This window comes from Patescibacteria group bacterium (genome assembly GCA_041649475.1).
GTDB lineage: Bacteria > Patescibacteriota > Patescibacteriia > Magasanikbacterales > GWA2-37-8 > JBAZNA01.
Window position 1 is genome coordinate 130,521 of the sequence record JBAZNA010000001.1, and the last position, 18,456, is coordinate 148,976.

Consider the following 18,456-nt stretch of genomic DNA (forward strand, 5'->3'; position numbering starts at 1 on the left):
GGCGTAAGTAGTGAAATCGGCAATCCTGTGCGAGACCATCACCCCTTGCTGGTATCGGTCGGCTGTGGTACAATAAGGGCACTTGCTTATTAACTTAACAATGCACCGGTATGGAATCAACCAAGTACAAGGTCGCCTCCCGAGCACAGTACGGCATGCTCTATCTAGACCCTTCGCACGTGACCCAGGTACCAGACATTGAGTCCGGTCGAACGTATGAACTCGATCCGGTCCAGGTTGGCCGGGTATTTGGTCTTCTGAAGGAGGTTTTGGGTTTCAAGAGCAACAGGGAACTAGCACGCTACCTTCATCTTCAGGAAGGTCTCGTTGAGCGTGTGCTCGCCGCGGACAGGAGGAGCATCAGGAACGGCTTGCGCCTACCCCATGGCAAGGAAAAGAACAGCGAGCTGCCCTCTGCCTTGTCCTCCGGCTAAGCTCATGCAATATGGTTGACGATCCTAGATTCGAGAAACCGTCTGAACTGACCCCCAGGATCTTGTGGTTTCTCTACACGCTCCTGGACTTTGATCATGCCGGCGTTGACGCAGGAACTCGTTGCCGTCCACCGGCGGTCAAGGCAGCCCTGGACAAATGGCCGACCTACCGGTTCGACTGGTTCAAGCCTGAGCTGGTTGAGGTGCTTCGGCCAACATTCGAGCAGCTGGTCAAGCACCTGGGCGGCAAGTGGGCTATCACCAGAGGGATCCACCCGGAATTCAGGACTCCCTTCCTGGGACGCGGGCCGCTTCCCTTGAAACCAATCATACTCCACCGCATTAGCTGGATGATCAACAATCAGATGAGGAACTACAGGTTCGACTGGTCTATCGTTGACCGACTGTCTCAGCCACCGCTGACCGATGAGATGAAACGCGGGAGGGTACTTATCGATTGACGAAGCAGTGACGGCGTCCCACTGCGGTACCGTACCCTGCACGTCATCGTCCTCTGGCCACAGTAACAAGAAGCCTCTCTGCGAATGCGGGTGAGGCTTCTTGTTATGCTTGTCGCTTCCATTTCGAATTCACTTATCCACAGCCAACGACGGAGTACCGCCGTTTGTACTACTGTGCCACTCCGCTCACTTCAAGGTAAGCTGTATTATGATACCCGGATGTGGAGGATTGGTGTGAAACGAGACGGGTTGTTTTCATGCCACCCCCGCATCTATGAGTAGGAGGTTCCCCAGCACAGGGTCCAATCTAAACAAAGAAGGGAGGTGACATAGACACTCTTACAGATAATCAGATTACTGTCAAGAGTGGCTACCATGACAAACATATTTGCAACAAGAAGCCACGACCAGGAGAACTCCGATGAAATCGATACGAGCCCCCTGGGTTTTCACATACGCAGACTGCGTCAATGGTACGGAGAGGGAGGCTTGTCCCAACGTGAGCTGGCCGACCTGGCCGATGTTTCTCCGCGCCAGCTGAGGATGTACGAAAGCTGTCGCATGCTCCCCGAGCCGATCAGCTTCCTGCTTTCTCTCGCCCTCGCCTTGAGGGTTCCCCTCGAGTCCCTCATCAACGAGACCGTCGTGAACAGGCTCAGGGCCGAGATCGAGCGCCGTCGGCCGTTCGTCGAGCAGGGAGCGCGACAACGCGCCCTGGACCTGCCGAGTCGCGGGTATGGCGCGTAATCCCCGCCCTGCCAGACGGGTTCTCGTCGCCTGCTACCGCTTTCGTACCCTGGCGGTGGTCGAGCTCACCGAGGGCGAACGCCCCTTCGTGCTCAAGCACTGCATCAGGGGGCTCCGGAGAAATCTCGCGAGAGCTGTGGCGTTCGTGCTGCGCGACGCCAACACATCCCGTCCGCGCCTCATCGTTGCCGACAACGCGCTGCTCGCTGACGAGCTGAGGAAGACCATCTGTGCGGTCCCGATCCAGACCATCACCATCGCGACCGCCAAGGAGGTTCTCCTCCCTGCGGAGCATCGCCCGAATCACCACGACCTCTACCACCACCTGCTTCGACAACATCCGCATCTCCGGCGATACGTGACCGTGATCCCGTCCACGGGTCACATCGCCGAAAGCGAGAGGTGGCGAACCGTCGTCCTTCTCGCCGTCGCCCTCGGCCTCGCTGCCCAGCAGCAGGCCCGGGGCGGCAACCACCGGCGGCCTACCGGCCGACCGGTGGCGTAATTCACCGTAAGTCATCGACCTATGCACGTCTTCAACAACGACTCAACCCGAGTCACCAAAATCGAGAGGCTCCTTCGAGTCCTCGGAGATCACGACTGGCACTCCACCAGGGAGTTGGTTCGCCGAGTAGGCCATGCCTTCGGCGTGGCCAAGTTCAGGCTGGTCCACTCCTACCACTACGACATCGAGCGCCGGCACCACCCCGCCCGGCGGTTTCAGTTCCAGTACAGGCTGCTCAAGGATCTCGACGAGTAGGAGGAGCTGGCCGTCCTCCACGCCATCCGCTGGTCGTTCTCAGCTTGAGACTCCCGAGGCTCCCGGCTTGCATCGCTTCAGCTTCAGTGCCAATCGTGCGACCGGCGTGCTCCGGTCGTCCTCCACGGCTACGGGAACGGCGGCATTGCGCTCGAGCTCTTCGACAACCTGTCTCAGCGCAGCCACGATTGCTTCAGCTTGCGGCTCACCGCAGGTTCCGGGAAGCATCCGTGGCAGAATCAGGTCGACCGCAACGAGGACCTGATCTCGCGTCGCGTCCTCCGGCCCAGCGCTGACCTCCCGTAGCGCCTGGAGCAGCAGCTGTCTTGCCTGCTCCTCGGGGAGAAAGCATCGCAGCTCCTCGAGGCAGCGCAAGAACAGCAGACTCTCGGGCATCCCTGACCTCACCGCACATCGCCGCCCCCGGATCGATCATCTCCGATACGCGGAGCGGACGTCTGTGGCCCTCGCTACAAGTCACCCGATTCGTCCCGTACCTCGACGGGCCCTGGCCTCGTGTGCAACTTCCTCGCCGTAACGGACGAGGAGGCGCACGACGAGCCAACGGGTCAACAACCGCTAACCTACGGGCTAGGAAAGCGACGATTGTCGGGGGCGGAGCCCCCGACGTTTTTCTGGCATCAAGGTGGGTCCCGGCGGTTCATCCGAGGGAGAACGCGCCACCCTTCCATGAGCCAGAAAAACGTCGGGTGCCGCTGCGCGCTCCGCGCTCCGCGGCCCCACGACAATCGCGCAGCGGGTTACCCCGAGGAGGCGCCGGACACCGATTCCCGACTGCGTCGGGACCGGGTCCGTCACCTCCATCGAGGACCCAACGGCGAACGGTCGAACGACCGACGCCAGGAACCAACAACCACTATGCCAACGTCCCAAGGAGAGAAACAGATCGTGCTGACGTACGTCTACATCATCTGCATCTACCTCTTCTACGTCTGGTGCAGCGGCCCACGGCCCAGGCACTGAGCTCGCCTCTCGCGAGCGTGCGGCTTCGAGCCGGCCGTCGACCCCCTGTCCCTCCATCACCTAACTCCATCCACCATGCGTCCATCACGCTTCATCCGTCCGGATCAGGCCACCGGTCTGGTTCTCCAGCCCCGCGACCGGGCAATCCTGGTGTCGGTGTTCAAACACCGATTCATGTGCAGCGACCATCTCCATCAGGTTCTGTGCCCGAATGTCTGCCTCCGGGTGCTCCAGGTCCGTCTCCGCAAGCTCTGGGAGCACCAGATGCTCGACCGGCACTTCATCCCGTTCGTCCTCGACGGCGTGCACAAGCCGCCCAAGAGGGCGAGTCAGCCCATCTACAGCCTGGCGCCGGCCGGCGCCGCGGCTCTTGATGAGGAGTCGAGGAAGGAGAGCGAGCAGCTCGCGAAGCTGCGGCCAGCCGGGAGCGCGCCCGCGCTCCTCGAGCACAATCTGGTCGCCACCGACTTCCTGGTCAGCGTCCAGGCCGCGTGCCGCGGCCGCGCTGACGTTCAGGTCGAGTGCATCGAGGCCGAGACGTCGCTCTGGCGCAAGGTCTGGAACTGGCGACAGCGAACCGGCAGGGACACCGGCTTCATCATCCCTGACGCCGCAGTCGTTCTCCGACTTCCAGCCACTGGCGAGCGCCTGGCGTTCTATCTCGAGGTCATCCGATCCGACATCAAGGGCGGCAACCGACGGCTGCTCGTCAAGCTCAAGCGCTACACCGAGCTGCTCAGGCAGGGGTTCTTTCGCCAGGCCTTCGGCCACGAGCGAGTTCGCGCGGTGCTGGTTGCGACCAGCACGGAGACCAGGGCCCAGAACCTCAACGCCCTGGCTCAAGAACTCGCTCACGGCCGCAGGTTGTTCTGGTTCGGGGCCTACGAGCACAAGGACAGCGACGGCCGCGGAGCCACCAACTTCACGGCCGGCACGACCCTCTCGCCGATGTGGAGAACGATCGAGGGCGAACTAGTGTCGCTTGAGCAGGGCCGCGACAAACCGCCAGCGTGAGCCGGTAATCCACTCACGCAGCCGGTGCCGTCTCCGCCACGTTGATCTTGATCGTCGCGTCGCAGTCATCCGGCCGAGTGGCTGCGATGGGGTCATTCTGCTGAGTGTCGAACCGTATGGCCGGACGGAATCGCAACTTGGCCCCGGTCGCCGCTGGGCCGTGGAAGGAGACAACCAGCACGCCGTGCAGCGCGGGCCCGTACTCATCCAGCACCGTCTTGGTGATGTTCCACTCCACGGCCAGGGAGCCCGATTCGGCATCCAAGAAGCGGTAGATCCACCAGTTGCCGGGTGATGGGATGAGACTGTTGATTACCGGCACGCCAAGCGCGACCGCGCCCTTGATGATCGACTCAGTTCGCGACGAGCCAAGGCCTTTGGAGCCCTCCTTCAGGGCTGCCAGCATGCAGTCCCAGACGGACGCCGAATTGCGGGAAGGGTGTAGGGCGATCAGGCCTGCCGCAACTTCAGTAAAGACCGTGCGAGAAGGTTCTGTGCCATTCTTGTCGGAGGGGAAGTCGAAGATGAGCTGGGCCTTGATAGCAGGACTCTTCGCCAAGGTCTTCATCCAGTCGAAGGACGACCCATGGGGTGACGCGAGGGCGAGATTCCAGTCGTACCGATAGACGTCCGGTGACTCGCCGTGTCGACCCGCACTGGAGCTATCCTTGCTGGATGGCGGTTCCTTCGCTTCGGGCGCAGGCTCAATGGGGGCAAGGGCCGAGGCACAAGGGTTGCCCTCACCTGCGACGCCGTACTGGATCACGATGGCTTCGTCGACACCCTTGGGGGCAGCTTGGCGTGGTGCCCAATCGTGAGCCTCGGCGCTTGGACGCTGGTCCTCGGGCCGTCGGATAACCCACAGCTTGCGCTTCTGCTCAACCAGCAGGCTCATCCCCAGCCTCCTTGTCCAATCCTGACGAACCCCGACCCGTGACGTGGCAGCCGGACGGTACGCAGAGTGGCCAGCTATGTCAACGACGAGGAGGATCTCACTCACTATCCCTTCATCCCCCTATGCCACCAGCCTACATCCTCACGCCCCCGCAGCCGGCCTCGGAGAAGCTACTCATCCTCGGGGAGACGACCTGGAGGGGCAAGCATCTCCGGTTTGGGCTCCTTCCCGATGATCGGCTCCGCCACCTCTGGCTCCTCGGCAAGACCGGCTCGGGCAAGTCCACGCTCCTCGCCAATCTCGTGGCCCAGGATCTGGCGGCCGGCACCGGCCTCGCTCTCCTCGACCCGCACGGCGATCTGGTCGACAGCGTGCTCCCTCTTGTCCCTCGGAGCAGGACCAACCAGGTCCTGTTGTTCGCTCCGGAGGACAGGGAGTTTCCGCTGTCGTTCAACATCTTCCGTCGGGGAAGACAGCCTCACCCGGACACTGCTCTCCTGGCATCCCAGCTCGTCTCGGTCTTTCGCAAGTACTGGGCCGACTCCTGGGGCCCGCGGCTCGAGCACATTCTGCGCAACGCGATCCTCGCGGTCGCGCCTGATCCGAGGGCCACGCTTCTGTTCCTCTACCGGTTCCTGACCGATGAGGGGCTGCGGGAGAAGGTCACCTCGTCGATCTGTGATCCGGTTGTCTCTCAGTTCTGGACCAAGGAGTACCCGGGCTACACCAAGGCCCTGCAGAGCGAAGCCGTGGCGCCGGCCCTCAACAAGCTCGGCGCCTTCGTAGCCCACCCGGTGGTGCGCAACATTGTCAGCCAGGAGCGTTCGCGTCTGGACCTCGTCGAACTCATGAGCGATCGGGGCATCCTGCTCGCCAACCTGGCCACCGGACGGATAGGGGAAGATGCCAGTCACTTGCTCGGCGGACTGCTTCTGTCAGCCGTTCAGCTCGCGGCGATGGAGAAGCCACGAGGAGGACCGCCGTTCATGGTCTATGTCGACGAGTTCCAGCACTTCGTCACCGACTCGTTGGCCACCATGCTGTCCGAGTCCAGAAAATTCGGCTTGGGCCTGACGCTGGCACACCAGTATCTGGCCCAACTGACTCCTGCCATCCGCGACGCGGTTCTCGGGAACATCGGCACCTCGATCATTTTTCGCCTCGGCGGGCACGATGCACTGATGCTTGAGCCAGAGTTCGCGCCGGCCTTCACGGCTCGCGACCTGCAGGCCCTCGAGCGCTACCATGTGGCCGTGAAGATGCTCGCGCGCGGCGAGAGTCTGAAGCCGTTCTCTGCCTGCACCTTGCCGGCGATCGTTCGACCGGCAGATGCCGACGACACGAACATCAGGATCAGGGAGCAGTCGCGTGCGCGGTTTTGCTCGCCGCGGGAGCAGGTCGAGGCGGCAATCTCTGCCAGCTGCGGCATCGCGGGCGCTGCCGTATAGTGCGGTCACGCCGTTTGGGAGGAAGCCATGGCCAAGGTAGACGCAGACGAAATCTCTGCCGCCATCAGAGAGGTGCTCGCGAACGCGTCCACGGGAAAGGGAACCACTCGCGCATACCTCACCGCGTACCAGATCCTCAAGCGCCTCCCACAGGCGCTACAGGACACGTTGCAGGCGGAGTACGGAAGGAGCGGGAAGGGTGGTGGTTGGCCCTTCGGACCGGCCACCCGCGTTGCACAAGTGGCATCGGGCCTGCACGGGGTCCACCACGTCTCTCTCGACACGCGCGGTCTGCAATTCGATGTCGGCCAGACTGACGAGGTGGAGGCCGGCTACAACCTCTGCGCACTCTTCCGCCTCACGTAGACCACGACACCGCTCTTGCTCTCGTAGTCGCATCGCTTCATCTCGTCGCTCCTCCTGAAGAGCCCTCTTTCGGTGTTCACACACCGACACCGCCCGTCTCTGACGGGCCGTCCCCTCTGACTCGGCCGCTAGCCAATGCCGGTCGTGGCGCTTGCCCCGTCTGGTCACGGGCCTGCGCGCATCGGTCGCCTCGGGATCAGCCGAGGACCGGTGCTCAGAGGGGACGGTACCCCATCGGGGGGTGCTGCCGATCGCTCTTTCACGCACGCACCCCGGCGAGGAAGTCGGGGAAGGGAGGTGTACCCATGGAAGCTCTGCACTGCAGCCGGCCCAGGCACTGGCGCGACAACATCGTCGCGGTCAGCCAGCCCATGCGCCGGCTGCTCTCCCTCATCGACAGGATCGCACCTTCGACTCTGCCGGTCCTCATCCTCGGTGAGACTGGCACCGGCAAGGAAGTGCTCGCCCACGCCGTCCACGAGGCCAGCGGCCGCAGTGGGCCGCTCGTGGCCCTCAACTGCGCGGCGGTTCCTTCCGGTCTGGCCGAGAGTGAGCTCTTCGGCCACGTGCGCGGCGCTTTCACCGGCGCCTCGAGCGCCGTCCCGGGCTTGTTCGAGCAAGCCGACCACGGCTCGTTGTTCCTCGACGAGATCGCCGAGCTCGGCCTGCATCTGCAGGCGAAGCTCCTGCGCGCTCTCGAAGAGGGCACCATCCGTCGGCTCGGCGCCACGGCGCTCGTCACGATTGACGTTCGCATCATCGCGGCCACCAGCCGGAACCTCTCCTACCTCGTTGACCTCGGCCGGTTTCGCGACGACCTCGTGCAACGGCTCGCTGGCGTCGTGCTCCAGATTCCGCCGCTTGCTCAACGGCCCGCAGACATCGAGCCCCTGGCTCTTCGCTTCCTGCGCCAGGCCGTGGGAGACAGGAGGCCACCGGAGGTATCGCCCCTGGTCTGGCCCTGGCTCACGAGCCAGCCCTGGCCCGGCAATGTTCGTCAGCTCAAGCTGGCGGTCGAGCGCGCGGTCGCGCTCGGCGAGAACGTCCTTTCGCCGCAGCACTTCGAGACCGGAGGCTCCAGTTTCCGCCTCTGCGACTCGGGTGTTCCGGAGGCTTGGCTCGAGAACAGGAGCTGGCTCCGGATTGAGCGGGAGATTCTGGCCTGGGCCGTCCGGCACTACGGCTCTATCCGAGCCGCAGCCCGGGCACTCCAGCTGCCTCGCTCGACCCTCGCCGGGCGCGCTAGCAAGCTCGAGATCAGGGCGAGCGCTCTCGCACGAGGCGCCGACATCCCGCTCACCGGCCACAACCCCAACCAGGAGTAGACCCATGACACCATGTGTGATTGTCGTCCAGTTTCTCGACGGTACCGTCGATGTTGTGGGGCCCTTCCAGAACGACCAGGAGGCCCATGAATGGCGGCGCATGCATCCGACCATTCCCCGCGGCCTGTGCAACGTGCAGCCGATTGAGGACCCCGCCAGCTACAGCTGGCCGAGGAAACGTCGGCGTCGTCGCACCGTCCGCCTGATCATCACCCCCTGATGATCGTCTCGCTCTCACGCCCCGCAGCCCAGGCGCTCCAGCTTCCCCCCCCAACCCTCGCTGGCCGCGTCAGCAAGCTCGAGATAAGCATCCGCTCCCACGCGCACCTCACCGACTCGGAACCCATCAACCGCAACCTCGACCAGGAGTAGACCATGGGACTCTGCGTGATCATCGTCCGCCTCTTCGGCCTGACCTGCGACATCGTCGGCCCGTTCGACAACGACGAGGAAGCCTACGACTGGGTGCGCAAGCACCCGAGCGTCACCCGCGGCAGCTGGGATCTGGAGCCCATCCGGGATCCGGCCAGCTACCGCAGGCCGAGGCGCCCTCGGCGCCGCCGCGCCATCCGCCTCGTCATCGCCAGGTGACGTCGGCGATGTGATGAGCCAGGTGGTCAAGCCTGGGCTCGTCGGAAAGGAGAACCACGACCTATGAGTGAATGGGTCAACTTCGCGGAGATCCGCGCTCGGGTTTCACTCGAGGACGTGATCTTCCGCCTCTACAAGATCGACACCCTGAAGCGTGTCGGCAACAAGCTCACCGGACCCTGTCCGGTCCACGGCGGCGATTCGCCCACGGCGTTTCGCGCCGACCTGGACAAGAACGTCTGGTACTGCTTCACCAAGTGCCGCAAGGGCGGCAACCAGCTCGACTTCGTCGCGGCCATGGAGAACATCACGGTCCGCGATGCGGCCCTCAAGATCCAGGCGTTCTTCCTCGGCAACGGGCCGGACAGGACCAGCACCGAACCGCCACCGAGTGGCACAACGATGCCGCCGGCTCCGCCCTCGCCCGTACCTGCATCACCGCCCGCCACACCCACCACCAAGCCCACCGACGAACTTCCTTCCCAGGAGAACCCGCCCCTGAGCATGACGTTGGACCTCAAGTCCGACCACCCGCACTTGATCGAATTTCGCAAGCTCAAGCTCGAAACCACCCAGCTCTTTGGGGTCGGCTACTGCAGCCGCGGCATCATGCGGGGCACGATCGCCATCCCGATCCACGACGACGATGGCCATCTGGTGGCCTACGCCGGCAGACGGCTCAAGCCCGTCGACATCAAGGAGTACGGCAAGTACAAGTTCCCCAAGGGCTTCCGCAAGGACCTCGTCCTCCATAACCTGCATCGGGCGAACGAGCACGGCTCCGACACCGGCATCGTCCTTGTCGAGGGCTTCTTCTCGGTCCTGAAGCTCCATGAGGCCGGGCTCCCGAACACGGTCGCGGCCATGGGCTGCGACCTGTCCGAGGCCCAGGCTCGGCTCCTCGCTGACGTCAAGGAGGTGATCATCATCTTCGACGGCAACGAAACCGGAAGAAACGGAGCCCAGGCAGCCAGGAAGCGGCTCGAGGACCTCAACGTCCCGGTCCGCCTCGTGCACCTGCCCGAGAACCTGGAGCCCGAGGATCTGCCGCCGAAAGGACTGCGCTGGCTGGTCAACGGCATGACTGGCCTGGACCTGGCCGAGGTGAGCTTCACCCTGCGCCAGCCGAAGGGAGGTGAGACACCCAAGACCTGATCGACCACGCATCCATCCGCACCACGTTCCCCGCCCATCCGTCCGGTAACACCAATCCCATCACCGATAGGAAGGACAAGCACATGAGCAAGAGCGAGAGGCTGAACGTGTACGCGCTCGTCGAGCGCGAGGAGAAGAAGACCATCTGGCTGCGCGTCGGCACGGCCTTCGTCAACAAGGACGACAGCATCAACGTCTACCTCGATGCCGTGCCCCTGGCCGGCAAGCTCCAGATCCGGCGTCCGTCCGACAACAACAAGGACGCGGACTCCGAGCAGTAGTCCGGCCGATGGCAGGGAAGACGTCTGGGAACCAGGATGAGCGCACATCCGTGCTGCTCATCGACGCGCTCGCGCGCATCTGGTCCAAGATCCGCGAGCTGCACCCGAGAGTTCCGGGAGTGGTCCTCCTGGCCGCACCTGCGGCCAGGGAGACCGTCAACGCACTTGGCTACTTCGCCGCCCTGCGGTGGAGCGCCAAGAAGAAAGGAGGATCGCACCTTCACGAAGTGGCCGTGGTGGCCGAGCACCTGAACCGTCCGGTCGAGGAGATCGTGGAAACCCTGCTTCACGAAGCAGCGCACGCCATGAACTTCGAGCTGGGCATCAAGGACTGCTCAGCCTCCCAGTACCACAACCAGCGCTTCCGTGATGCGGCCCTGCGCCTCGGACTCGAGGTCACGCAGGTCAGGCACTACGGCTACGCGCTCACCAAGATGCCGCCGGAGACGGCGGCCATCTACAAGGAGGAGATCGAGTCGCTCACCCAGGTCCTTGTGCACAGACGGCGGATGACGCCGTTCGGCACAGGACCGACGCCAAAGGGCGGAGAGGAGGGCGACGACAGTAACGACAACGACAACAGGCCACGCTCACGCAACCTGAAGGCCGTGTGCGCCTGCGGGTTCATCATTCGCGTGAGCAAAGCCACACTCGAGAATACGGTAATTCGCTGCGAGAGCTGCGGAAAGCCGTTTTACGTCGGCTAGTCTCAAGGAGCCAACCACCAGGGAGGCTCCTTTTCAATGCTGCATCAGCATCTCCAGGTCCGCCGAACTTGGCCGTGACTTGATTGGAGAGCGGGATTTCTGGTAGAATGCTAATAAGGGACGAATGTCCCTCGTGGGCTTCTAAGAAGGAGGTGTGAGAAGTCCAAGAGGGTACGGACTTCCTACTGACCAATCATGGTCAGAGCGCAACCCAAACGAGGTACTAATGAAGGAAAGGAGTGCCATAGGAGGCCATTCTCGTTTTTCCAAAGAGTCAGACCATGCATCCGCGCAGACCGCAAACATACCCAACCCAGATGTCGCGCGTGTGCCTGACCGTGACGAGCACCGCACGAAGCAGCACCAATATGCCCGGCCCCCCGTTGCGCGGCCCCTTCCCGACGCGCTCGTGACAACCTCGGAAGCGTTCGTCGGTCTGCTCGTGCGGGTGCGCTGCCTCGCAGGTGGATTCTGCTACTCCGGGCCAGTAGTCTGGAGAATAAGCCCAGGCTTCCTTCGCGCGGAGGACATTGCCTCAATGTGGCATGGTGACCAATTCGGATCCTCGGATCTAGCCTTGGGCGAGCTTCTCCGCCCGGAGCACACGCCCGACTCGCTGGCAATGTTCATTCCACGATGGTTCGTTGACGCCGTCTCCCTGCGACTGACTCAGGAAGCCGCCGTGGTTGCTGCGAAGATCTCTCATCTTGGACTGCCCGCGGCGCTCCTCCTACGTCGAGCGACTCTATCCATCATGCTGGCCCTCCTTCATTCGTACGCCCTGACGTTCGGGGAGCCGCTATCATTGCTTCCCTTTTGGATTCGGACAGGGACCATCCTCCGTGATGGAAGACGGATCCAACTGTCCAGCGGACGAGATGGCCCGCTACTCAGGGCCGTCCAGGACGACTCGAGTGACGACACCCACACGATTGCATTTCCTCTCGTGTGTGGCGCGTTCAAGGAGTGGACGTAGGCTACCGAGACCCCGCAATCGTGGGGTCTCCTTTTCTAATTGCCTATTGGCATCTACCTTCAGAGGGGGGGACAGGTTGCCTCTCGGCCGCGAACGCCTTCTCCACAACCTCGCGCAGCACTAATCCCTTCCCGAACTCGCGAAGCGAGGTCACGATTGGAGCAGAATACCCATACGACACGCGCCTGTACGCGCTTGGTACGGGATAGAGAATACGCACCGCCGGGTGCTTGGACCAGTAGAAGTACAACCCAAGACATTGGATCTTGGTGCAGATTGGTACCACCACGATTCGTGGTTGAACTCGCCACAGTCGAAGAACACGTTCGCGATGCTGAGCGATGATATCGCGCAAGCGTGATGAGAAGTCGCGTGGTGAAAGGCTGGGCACAAGTTCGGCAAACACGTTGTGATGTGCAAGCAGTGGACGATTGACTTCCAGCGCAGTCGTCACGTAGGTCATCGCTACTTCCGGTTGCGTCCAGGGGACGCCTATGGCGGCAACCGCTATTGCAGGGTCGAGTTCGAGCATGGTTGACAGTCCGCGATCCCCCTCGTAGCCCGCAAGTATGACGGCGAGCAGGGGGGACTGAGGGCTGCAAAGACCCTCGAATCCAAGCACAGCAACACATTGACGGTGACCAGTACCGGACTCGCCCTGAGCATGTGCCGTATGTCTGGAGCCGCCAACATAGACGACATGGCTGATGCGGCCGTACAGCTGATGCAGCAATCGCAGTATGTGGAGCTTGGTCAGACAGGAAATATCAAGGACTATCTCCTTCGCGTCTCCAGCACAGGCCGCGACTGACCTGACAATCTGGATCTGTGACGAGATGTCACTGCGTATTACCTCATGCCGCACGCCCGCGTCAGCGACCATGAAATCGCATCGATTGACATTCGCTATCAGTGCCGGTACCAGCTCCTCGGCTGTCTGATCATAGCGAATCGACAAGACGAGGTCGGGTCTGAAGTTCGACAGGCCGTACTCAAGTGCAGGCGCACACCGCTCCTCGAAGCTGTACGCATGCACCAAGACTCTAGATGCGTTCGTCATTGGGGACCTCAGACTCGCCAGCGAGAGGCAGCTGCATTTGAAGCGCGTCCGAGGGCAAGAGTGCCGCGAGGAACCCCTGCGGGTTCTCAACAGCCAGCTTCAAGTGCTTGGCCTGTAGTTCTCTCTGATGATGGTCCTCCAAGCTCAAATGGTACCGAGGGCACAGCAGGCGATGCAGCCGGTACGCGCTCATCGGAGTCAGCTGCGCTGGCGATAGGGACTGCCGGAGATTGGCACGCTGTAGTACTCCCAGCGTCAAGCAACCTTCAAGCAGTTCCCGAGTCGCCACGTCGAGATTTCCCGGGTCGGTGACGACGAAGCGGAGCGTCCTTTGAGATGTCTTCTCGGCGCGGCGCTTGCTGTACTCCGCCAGACTATCGAGCAAGATTCCTATGCGATGGCCGGCGGCGCCTCCCCTGCGAGTCTCAGACGAGAAGACGTGCGAATGGTCGCTGATGACGCGACTCTGAATACGAACGTCAATGGGAGACGACAGGCGCTTGGGCTCGACGTTGACGCTTCCTTGTGCGTCGGTGACGATGTCTTTGCACAGCTCGAGGAACTTCGAAATGTGACCAGATGAAAGCCGGACGATTTCGTTGAAGCCTGCGTACCCGCTCTCCGGGGGAGTCTCAAACGCAGGCAGAAGCTCCCTTATCGACGCAAGCGCAGAGCCGAAATTGGAGAGGCGTCGGTTGGCGATGTCCTCAACGTAATGGGGATATCGTTGGCTTGCGCCCCCGAAGAGCAGCTCATGGTCAAGGTCCGCAATTCGATAGTCTTCATTGGGCTGCAGGGTTCCGAGAGCGGCTCCCGACAACGCGGAGTATGCGCACGCAACCTTGACGTCGAACCTCCTTGCGGAGATCCAAGAAGCGATGGGATCGAACTGCTCATCGGAGCCCTCGAAGTCGTCGATCATCAGGACGAGGCGTTGGCGTGCAAGCGGTGGAACCTGTGCGGTGAGAAGAGATACCAGGTCAGAAACGGTGGTGGCCCCAGTACAAGCAGACGCATCAATCCTAGAGCGGTCAATCAGAGAACGGGCCTTGCGGATCTCGAACGGTAGGTGTTGGAGAGGAACCTCAGCCGCATCGTCGGTCAAGCGGAGCAGGACGCAAATATCGCGCAGTGTTCGGGCTCCGGCGAGCAATGTCGGGAAACGATTGCACACCGCGCACAGGCACTCCATGATGCTCTCTGCTACGACTAGGTTCAGGTAATGCTGATAGAAGAGCCGCCATTGGCCGGGGTTCTCTTCGGTCAGTCGTTGAGTAGCCATCCGGATATCGCGTCCGAGCTTCACGTAGACGGCCAGGGTAGCAAGTGCGGACGGGTCCGCCATCGTTTCGAGGTGCCCCCGCGTTGTGAGGGCTCGGAGAAGCATGGATTTCCCGGTGCCTCGCCCTCCGAGCAGGATTGTGTTGCCCGGCGACGTGACCGTGCCGGTCACGGTCGGGTGGTTAATGAACAAACTCACAACTAGGGAGTCATCTGGAATCTGGTCTGTTTTCCAAAACAAGAACGGATTGGTCGCCTCGGGCAGGGTCTCCTTCTCATGACGGGCCAAGGCGCGCCCCACTACGGGCTCGTTTGTTTGAAGTGCCTGCGTGTGACTTCGCAGCGCGCGGAAGAACTCACTCGCATTCATGGGTACTGGTACTACTTCGGCGAGCTCGCGAAATCGTCCTACATCCTCGAGATGAGGATGAGGATTGACGACGAAGAGCAGCGGTTTCTGACCAGAGGCTTTCAGGGAGAGAAACCACCGTATGCAGTTGGCATCGCGGCCACGGAAGCCAACGAACACGAGGGGACCGCCTACGCAGAGCGTGACGATTCTCGGCAGTACGAGTTGCAGGTACTTGACGCATCTCTCCTCGATGTCAGAGTCGGTAAGACAATAGGGGCCCGCCCGGTTGATGCACCCATATATTTTGTAGAGCTTGCGACTAGTCGGTCGCTGGTCAGCCTGAGGAATATCCTGATCGCAGGTCACCACTTCTAGGTGCGTCGAGTCGTGTACCGTCTCTAGGAGCGTGTCATAGTTGGTCGTGACGATGTTGTCGATTCTCTCCAAGTCACGGAATAGCTCATAGGGCTGGCGACTCGCGGCCTTCTGGCTCTCCTTCAGTGTGTTCTGAACGAACGCGTCAAGTTCCACCCTCATGCGTCCCGTGCCGAGGAACCGCTCAGCGACCATCCCGAGGTCGTCCGTAGGGGGAAGCTCGAATCTCTTCGCGATTAGGCGAGCAAGTTGAGCCGCGCTCGGAAGGCCCGCGTCGATGCCGACGCCAGCACCGAGGAAGAACATCAGCCTGCCTTGCCTCAGGTAGTCGGCCAAGATGCGGACGGGATCGGGTACTTGGCTCATGAAGCACCCCCTTACAGAGGCAGCCTATCATGGTCAAGGAGCCACGTCAGCTGCGTGAGGAAGTTGGCCGGATGCCGGCTTGGCCAGGCAGGATGCGCGTGTAATTCCAATTACATGCTATTATGTGATTGACACGGGCAAGCGAGCGCGTAAGCTCGGAGCCGTGATTCCAATTCCTCCCCAGGATATGAATGAACTGGCTCGGTCCTTTGAGGGCTATCTGCGCGTCGAGCGCGGCCGTAGTCCGATGACCATCAAGCGCTATCTCTCGACCCTCACCAAGTTCGCCGCCTATATTGACGCGGAGAACGCGGACCTGGTTCTTGAGAAGGTGGTCAAGGCCGACCTGGTCAAGTTCCTGCGGCAGTCAGCCGGCGACGGTAATGAGCCGTCGCGGACCACCTGGAATCTGGCCCTCGCTTCGCTTCGCTCGTTCTACGAGTATCTGTTCAAGACGGAGGTCATCAACGTGAATCCGGCCATGCGTATCGACCGGCTCAAGACCAATCTTCGAGAGCCGACCCCTCTGTCCCTGGACGAGTACCTTGCCCTGGTCGAAGCAGCGGAGCAGCTATCAGCCAAACCTGTGCGTTCGCGGAACGCGGTCATCATCCACGTCCTGTTTCACTCCTCGCTCCGCGTGCGTGAGGTCTGCTCGCTCAACCTCGACCACCTGGACTTTGACAATCGATGGTTTTCAAACATCAGGACTAAGGGAAGCAAGTGGCTGTCGCTTCCCTTCAGCGACCTGGTATCGGCCGCCCTTGAGCGCTATCTCAACGATCGCACTCATCTGGCGGCCAACAAAAAAAACGGCGAGCCCGAGCTCGCCCTGTTTCTCTCCACCAGAGGCACCCGCCTCTCAATCCGCGCCATCGAGGAGATGGTCACAAACTGCGCCCAGCAAGCGGGGATCTCTCGTTCGGTCGGCCCCCACCTGGTCCGCCACTCTGGGGCCACCGGAATGTCCGAGTTGGGTACCCCGCTATCCGTTGTTCAGGAAATCCTCGGCCACGCGTCAGTATCGACGACCCGTCGCTATGTCCATGTCCGCGACGTTGCCAGGCGAAACGCGGTTGATTCCCTCGGGAAGGAGGTCACGAAGCGACTTCGTGACCGAACTCGCAGGCCGTCTCGTCGTTCCACCAGCACACCCGACGTCGGATTCAACGAGCAGTAGCAAGACGAGCGGATAGGATATCGATGGACAGGCACCATGGCTTCCGATAGCATCGCAGCAATCCACTAGGAGGCCTGACGAGAATGGCGCGTCCACGAAAAGGTGATTTCAAGGCCGAGCTTCGACCAATCGTTGAAGACTTCGTCGAGCGCATCGCGCAGTTGATGCAGACTCGCGCTCGTGATGAGATGAGGGGCAAGCTCGAGGTTCTTCTCGAGGAGACTCCGCCCATCGCGACCAAGGGAACCAGGGGACGCAAGGGCCCGCGCAAGGCCAAGCCTTGCAGGGTTCCCGACTGCGGCAAGCCCAGCAAGGGCCCGCGCTTCAACTTCTTCTGCGCGGACCACTGGGAACTCCCAGCCGAAGAGAAGGCCAAGATCGTGGCCGCGGACAAAGCCGCCAAGAAGGCCGCCAAGGCTTCCGGTCGGACTGGCGGTGAGCAAGCCGGCTCTGGCGAAGGCGCAGCAGCCAATGGCACCAAGCCAGCCGCCAAGCGTGCCGCGACCAAGAAGGTCGGCAACGCCAAGAAGCGACGCAAGTCAGCCAAATCCTAGATCGGCCGACCGCGTGTAATTGGAATTGTCCGCAATAGTTAGTGGGTGTGGATAACTCCACAGTGAATTGCGTGCCCATAAGACCAGGAGGGAATGACAACGCAAGGCTTATAGCTCTATCCGGATTCGTCACAACCAACGGCAATGCAGGTCGCGAAAGGGGAAACAGTCATGAGGGTGTGTAGCGTCACTATCCTATCCGTAGTCCTCGCAGTGGCAGGCATAGGGTGCGGGCTGATGAGCGACGGATCGAAGGGCTCGTCGACGCCTGCCGCAAGTTCGGCCAAGCCGGCCTCTCTCGACGCTTACCAAATGGCACCCTACAAGAAGCTCGGCAGCGAGGCGTTCGTCGACGAGTACAAGGGGAAGTACATTCGCTTCAAGGCCATGTTCATTGGCGAGTGGACAATCGTCAACAACTACAAGCTCGGCGGGATTGAGACCGATGGCCGTGTCTTCGTGAACCACCGCGATGCCGACTACCAGACGACCGCCACGCCCCTCGGCCCGAGTGATTCTGAGTTTCCGCCGTTCGTCCTCTCTGTGCCCAAGAGCGCCAGCGACTTCGTCTATTCCTCGAAGCGCGGCGACATCATCGAGGTCTGGGGGAGGGCTGAGGAGGCCAACGTTCCGGGCAAGCACACTGTGCACATCCTCGTAGATAGGATCCAGAAGCCGTAGCGCCGCGAGGCTCGCCGGGATTCCTACAGGCGGGCCAGGGGGCCCGACAGGCCACACCATCCCTCCCTGCTCTCCCATCAAGGCTGCAATTCTCGTAGCTGGCCGAGTGCTCCTAGTCGCCCCGAACGCGATCTCGCTTGCCGTGGCCGCATGACGGTGCGTAGGATCGAATCAGGCTCCACGGAGCCTGGTCGCCGGCCAGCTGCCCCCCAGGCTGGTCGGCGGCCACTTCCTCGGAGGCAGATTCTCCCTCAAGCAGAGAGGCCCTCCTTCCGATGAAGATGTTCGTGGCCAGGGACTCGGGGCCAACGCGGATCATCGTCGATGCCGTCCCTCCGACAGGTGGGCAGGCTTGCAGATCGACATTGCGGCGAAACTCAAGGGCGCGAGGTCAAGATGGCTTGGGTCACTGAATTCGATCTCAATGGCAAACAAGTCGTCCTTTTCGTCGTGAGCGTGGTGC

Annotated in this window: 20 protein-coding genes; 17 read left to right on the top strand and 3 right to left on the bottom strand. The window is 61.8% G+C overall.

Annotation, left to right across the window (positions count from 1 at the left end; genetic code table 11):
• Window positions 1-110 precede the first annotated feature (110 nt).
• The 6 genes from WC526_00705 to WC526_00730 all read left to right on the top strand — a co-directional run bounded on the left by WC526_00705 (window position 111) and on the right by WC526_00730 (window position 4,400).
• Window positions 111-434 carry a hypothetical protein gene (locus tag WC526_00705; GenBank protein ID MFA5061649.1) on the top strand — a complete coding sequence of 108 codons (324 nt, stop codon included), beginning with the start codon at window positions 111-113 and terminating at the stop codon, window positions 432-434.
• Window positions 435-445: 11 nt separating this feature from the next.
• Window positions 446-895 carry a hypothetical protein gene (locus WC526_00710; protein ID MFA5061650.1) on the top strand — a complete coding sequence of 150 codons (450 nt, stop codon included), beginning with the start codon at window positions 446-448 and terminating at the stop codon, window positions 893-895.
• A 375-nt stretch (window positions 896-1,270) separates the two neighbouring features.
• Window positions 1,271-1,642, top strand: a complete 372-nt coding sequence (locus tag WC526_00715; GenBank protein ID MFA5061651.1) for a helix-turn-helix transcriptional regulator — start codon at window positions 1,271-1,273, stop codon at window positions 1,640-1,642.
• Window positions 1,632-2,147, top strand: a complete 516-nt coding sequence (locus WC526_00720) for a hypothetical protein (protein ID MFA5061652.1) — start codon at window positions 1,632-1,634, stop codon at window positions 2,145-2,147. The genes WC526_00715 and WC526_00720 overlap by 11 nt, the downstream gene beginning before the upstream one ends.
• A 21-nt stretch (window positions 2,148-2,168) precedes the next feature.
• Window positions 2,169-2,402 (top strand): hypothetical protein, encoded by a 234-nt coding sequence (locus tag WC526_00725; protein ID MFA5061653.1) that lies wholly within the window; start codon window positions 2,169-2,171, stop codon window positions 2,400-2,402.
• Between the two features lie 1,059 nt (window positions 2,403-3,461).
• Window positions 3,462-4,400, top strand: coding sequence for a replication-relaxation family protein (locus WC526_00730; GenBank protein ID MFA5061654.1), 939 nt, complete (start codon window positions 3,462-3,464; stop codon window positions 4,398-4,400).
• Between the two features lie 13 nt (window positions 4,401-4,413).
• Here WC526_00730 and WC526_00735 read toward each other — a convergent pair whose 3' ends face one another.
• Window positions 4,414-5,295: a hypothetical protein gene (locus WC526_00735; GenBank protein MFA5061655.1), complete on the bottom strand. Its 882-nt coding sequence runs from the start codon at window positions 5,293-5,295 to the stop codon at window positions 4,414-4,416.
• 122 nt (window positions 5,296-5,417) lie between these two features.
• On the opposite strand from WC526_00735, the gene WC526_00740 reads away from it, so the two are divergent.
• The 7 genes from WC526_00740 (at window position 5,418) to WC526_00770 (ending at window position 11,168) form a co-directional block, all read left to right on the top strand.
• Window positions 5,418-6,743 (top strand): DUF87 domain-containing protein, encoded by a 1,326-nt coding sequence (locus WC526_00740; protein MFA5061656.1) that lies wholly within the window; start codon window positions 5,418-5,420, stop codon window positions 6,741-6,743.
• 27 nt (window positions 6,744-6,770) lie between these two features.
• The gene (locus tag WC526_00745; protein ID MFA5061657.1) at window positions 6,771-7,109 is read left to right on the top strand and encodes a hypothetical protein; all 339 of its coding nucleotides are present in this window, start codon (window positions 6,771-6,773) and stop codon (window positions 7,107-7,109) included.
• Window positions 7,110-7,414: 305 nt separating this feature from the next.
• On the top strand, window positions 7,415-8,434 hold the full coding sequence (locus tag WC526_00750; GenBank protein ID MFA5061658.1) for a sigma 54-interacting transcriptional regulator: 1,020 nt from the start codon (window positions 7,415-7,417) through the stop codon (window positions 8,432-8,434).
• A gap of 375 nt (window positions 8,435-8,809) precedes the next feature.
• Window positions 8,810-9,025, top strand: coding sequence for a hypothetical protein (locus tag WC526_00755; GenBank protein ID MFA5061659.1), 216 nt, complete (start codon window positions 8,810-8,812; stop codon window positions 9,023-9,025).
• A 63-nt stretch (window positions 9,026-9,088) separates the two neighbouring features.
• Window positions 9,089-10,180: a toprim domain-containing protein gene (locus WC526_00760; protein MFA5061660.1), complete on the top strand. Its 1,092-nt coding sequence runs from the start codon at window positions 9,089-9,091 to the stop codon at window positions 10,178-10,180.
• 83 nt (window positions 10,181-10,263) lie between these two features.
• Window positions 10,264-10,461, top strand: a complete 198-nt coding sequence (locus tag WC526_00765; GenBank protein ID MFA5061661.1) for a hypothetical protein — start codon at window positions 10,264-10,266, stop codon at window positions 10,459-10,461.
• 50 nt (window positions 10,462-10,511) lie between these two features.
• Window positions 10,512-11,168, top strand: coding sequence for a hypothetical protein (locus tag WC526_00770; protein MFA5061662.1), 657 nt, complete (start codon window positions 10,512-10,514; stop codon window positions 11,166-11,168).
• A 1,019-nt stretch (window positions 11,169-12,187) separates the two neighbouring features.
• Here the strand turns inward: WC526_00770 and WC526_00775 are convergent.
• Window positions 12,188-12,676, bottom strand: a complete 489-nt coding sequence (locus WC526_00775) for a hypothetical protein (GenBank protein MFA5061663.1) — start codon at window positions 12,674-12,676, stop codon at window positions 12,188-12,190.
• Window positions 12,677-12,817: 141 nt separating this feature from the next.
• Between WC526_00775 and WC526_00780 the strand changes: the two genes are divergently transcribed.
• The gene (locus WC526_00780; protein ID MFA5061664.1) at window positions 12,818-12,955 is read left to right on the top strand and encodes a hypothetical protein; all 138 of its coding nucleotides are present in this window, start codon (window positions 12,818-12,820) and stop codon (window positions 12,953-12,955) included.
• Between the two features lie 232 nt (window positions 12,956-13,187).
• On the opposite strand, the gene WC526_00785 is transcribed toward WC526_00780, so the two are convergent.
• Window positions 13,188-15,578, bottom strand: a complete 2,391-nt coding sequence (locus tag WC526_00785; protein ID MFA5061665.1) for an SIR2 family protein — start codon at window positions 15,576-15,578, stop codon at window positions 13,188-13,190.
• Window positions 15,579-15,765: 187 nt separating this feature from the next.
• Here WC526_00785 and WC526_00790 point away from each other — a divergent pair, with 187 nt between their 5' ends.
• The 3 genes from WC526_00790 to WC526_00800 all read left to right on the top strand — a co-directional run bounded on the left by WC526_00790 (window position 15,766) and on the right by WC526_00800 (window position 17,993).
• A complete protein-coding gene (locus WC526_00790; GenBank protein ID MFA5061666.1) occupies window positions 15,766-16,758 on the top strand; it encodes a tyrosine-type recombinase/integrase in 993 nt (330 codons plus the stop codon).
• An 83-nt stretch (window positions 16,759-16,841) separates the two neighbouring features.
• Window positions 16,842-17,312, top strand: coding sequence for a hypothetical protein (locus WC526_00795; protein MFA5061667.1), 471 nt, complete (start codon window positions 16,842-16,844; stop codon window positions 17,310-17,312).
• Between the two features lie 144 nt (window positions 17,313-17,456).
• Window positions 17,457-17,993 (top strand): hypothetical protein, encoded by a 537-nt coding sequence (locus tag WC526_00800; GenBank protein MFA5061668.1) that lies wholly within the window; start codon window positions 17,457-17,459, stop codon window positions 17,991-17,993.
• The last annotated feature ends 463 nt before the right edge of the window (window positions 17,994-18,456 follow it).

Excerpts from the sequence above, each read along its gene's own strand:
- WC526_00705 (MFA5061649.1), top strand. The coding sequence starts at position 111 with ATGGAATCAACCAAGTACAAGGTCGCCTCCCGAGCACAGTACGGCATG.
- WC526_00710 (MFA5061650.1), top strand. The coding sequence starts at position 446 with ATGGTTGACGATCCTAGATTCGAGAAACCGTCTGAACTGACCCCCAGG.
- WC526_00715 (MFA5061651.1), top strand. The coding sequence starts at position 1,271 with ATGACAAACATATTTGCAACAAGAAGCCACGACCAGGAGAACTCCGAT.
- WC526_00720 (MFA5061652.1), top strand. The coding sequence starts at position 1,632 with ATGGCGCGTAATCCCCGCCCTGCCAGACGGGTTCTCGTCGCCTGCTAC.
- WC526_00725 (MFA5061653.1), top strand. The coding sequence starts at position 2,169 with ATGCACGTCTTCAACAACGACTCAACCCGAGTCACCAAAATCGAGAGG.
- WC526_00730 (MFA5061654.1), top strand. The coding sequence starts at position 3,462 with ATGCGTCCATCACGCTTCATCCGTCCGGATCAGGCCACCGGTCTGGTT.
- WC526_00735 (MFA5061655.1), bottom strand. The coding sequence starts at position 5,295 with ATGAGCCTGCTGGTTGAGCAGAAGCGCAAGCTGTGGGTTATCCGACGG.
- WC526_00740 (MFA5061656.1), top strand. The coding sequence starts at position 5,418 with ATGCCACCAGCCTACATCCTCACGCCCCCGCAGCCGGCCTCGGAGAAG.
- WC526_00745 (MFA5061657.1), top strand. The coding sequence starts at position 6,771 with ATGGCCAAGGTAGACGCAGACGAAATCTCTGCCGCCATCAGAGAGGTG.
- WC526_00750 (MFA5061658.1), top strand. The coding sequence starts at position 7,415 with ATGGAAGCTCTGCACTGCAGCCGGCCCAGGCACTGGCGCGACAACATC.
- WC526_00755 (MFA5061659.1), top strand. The coding sequence starts at position 8,810 with ATGGGACTCTGCGTGATCATCGTCCGCCTCTTCGGCCTGACCTGCGAC.
- WC526_00760 (MFA5061660.1), top strand. The coding sequence starts at position 9,089 with ATGAGTGAATGGGTCAACTTCGCGGAGATCCGCGCTCGGGTTTCACTC.
- WC526_00765 (MFA5061661.1), top strand. The coding sequence starts at position 10,264 with ATGAGCAAGAGCGAGAGGCTGAACGTGTACGCGCTCGTCGAGCGCGAG.
- WC526_00775 (MFA5061663.1), bottom strand. The coding sequence starts at position 12,676 with ATGCTCGAACTCGACCCTGCAATAGCGGTTGCCGCCATAGGCGTCCCC.
- WC526_00780 (MFA5061664.1), top strand. The coding sequence starts at position 12,818 with ATGTCTGGAGCCGCCAACATAGACGACATGGCTGATGCGGCCGTACAG.
- WC526_00785 (MFA5061665.1), bottom strand. The coding sequence starts at position 15,578 with ATGAGCCAAGTACCCGATCCCGTCCGCATCTTGGCCGACTACCTGAGG.
- WC526_00790 (MFA5061666.1), top strand. The coding sequence starts at position 15,766 with ATGAATGAACTGGCTCGGTCCTTTGAGGGCTATCTGCGCGTCGAGCGC.
- WC526_00795 (MFA5061667.1), top strand. The coding sequence starts at position 16,842 with ATGGCGCGTCCACGAAAAGGTGATTTCAAGGCCGAGCTTCGACCAATC.
- WC526_00800 (MFA5061668.1), top strand. The coding sequence starts at position 17,457 with ATGCAGGTCGCGAAAGGGGAAACAGTCATGAGGGTGTGTAGCGTCACT.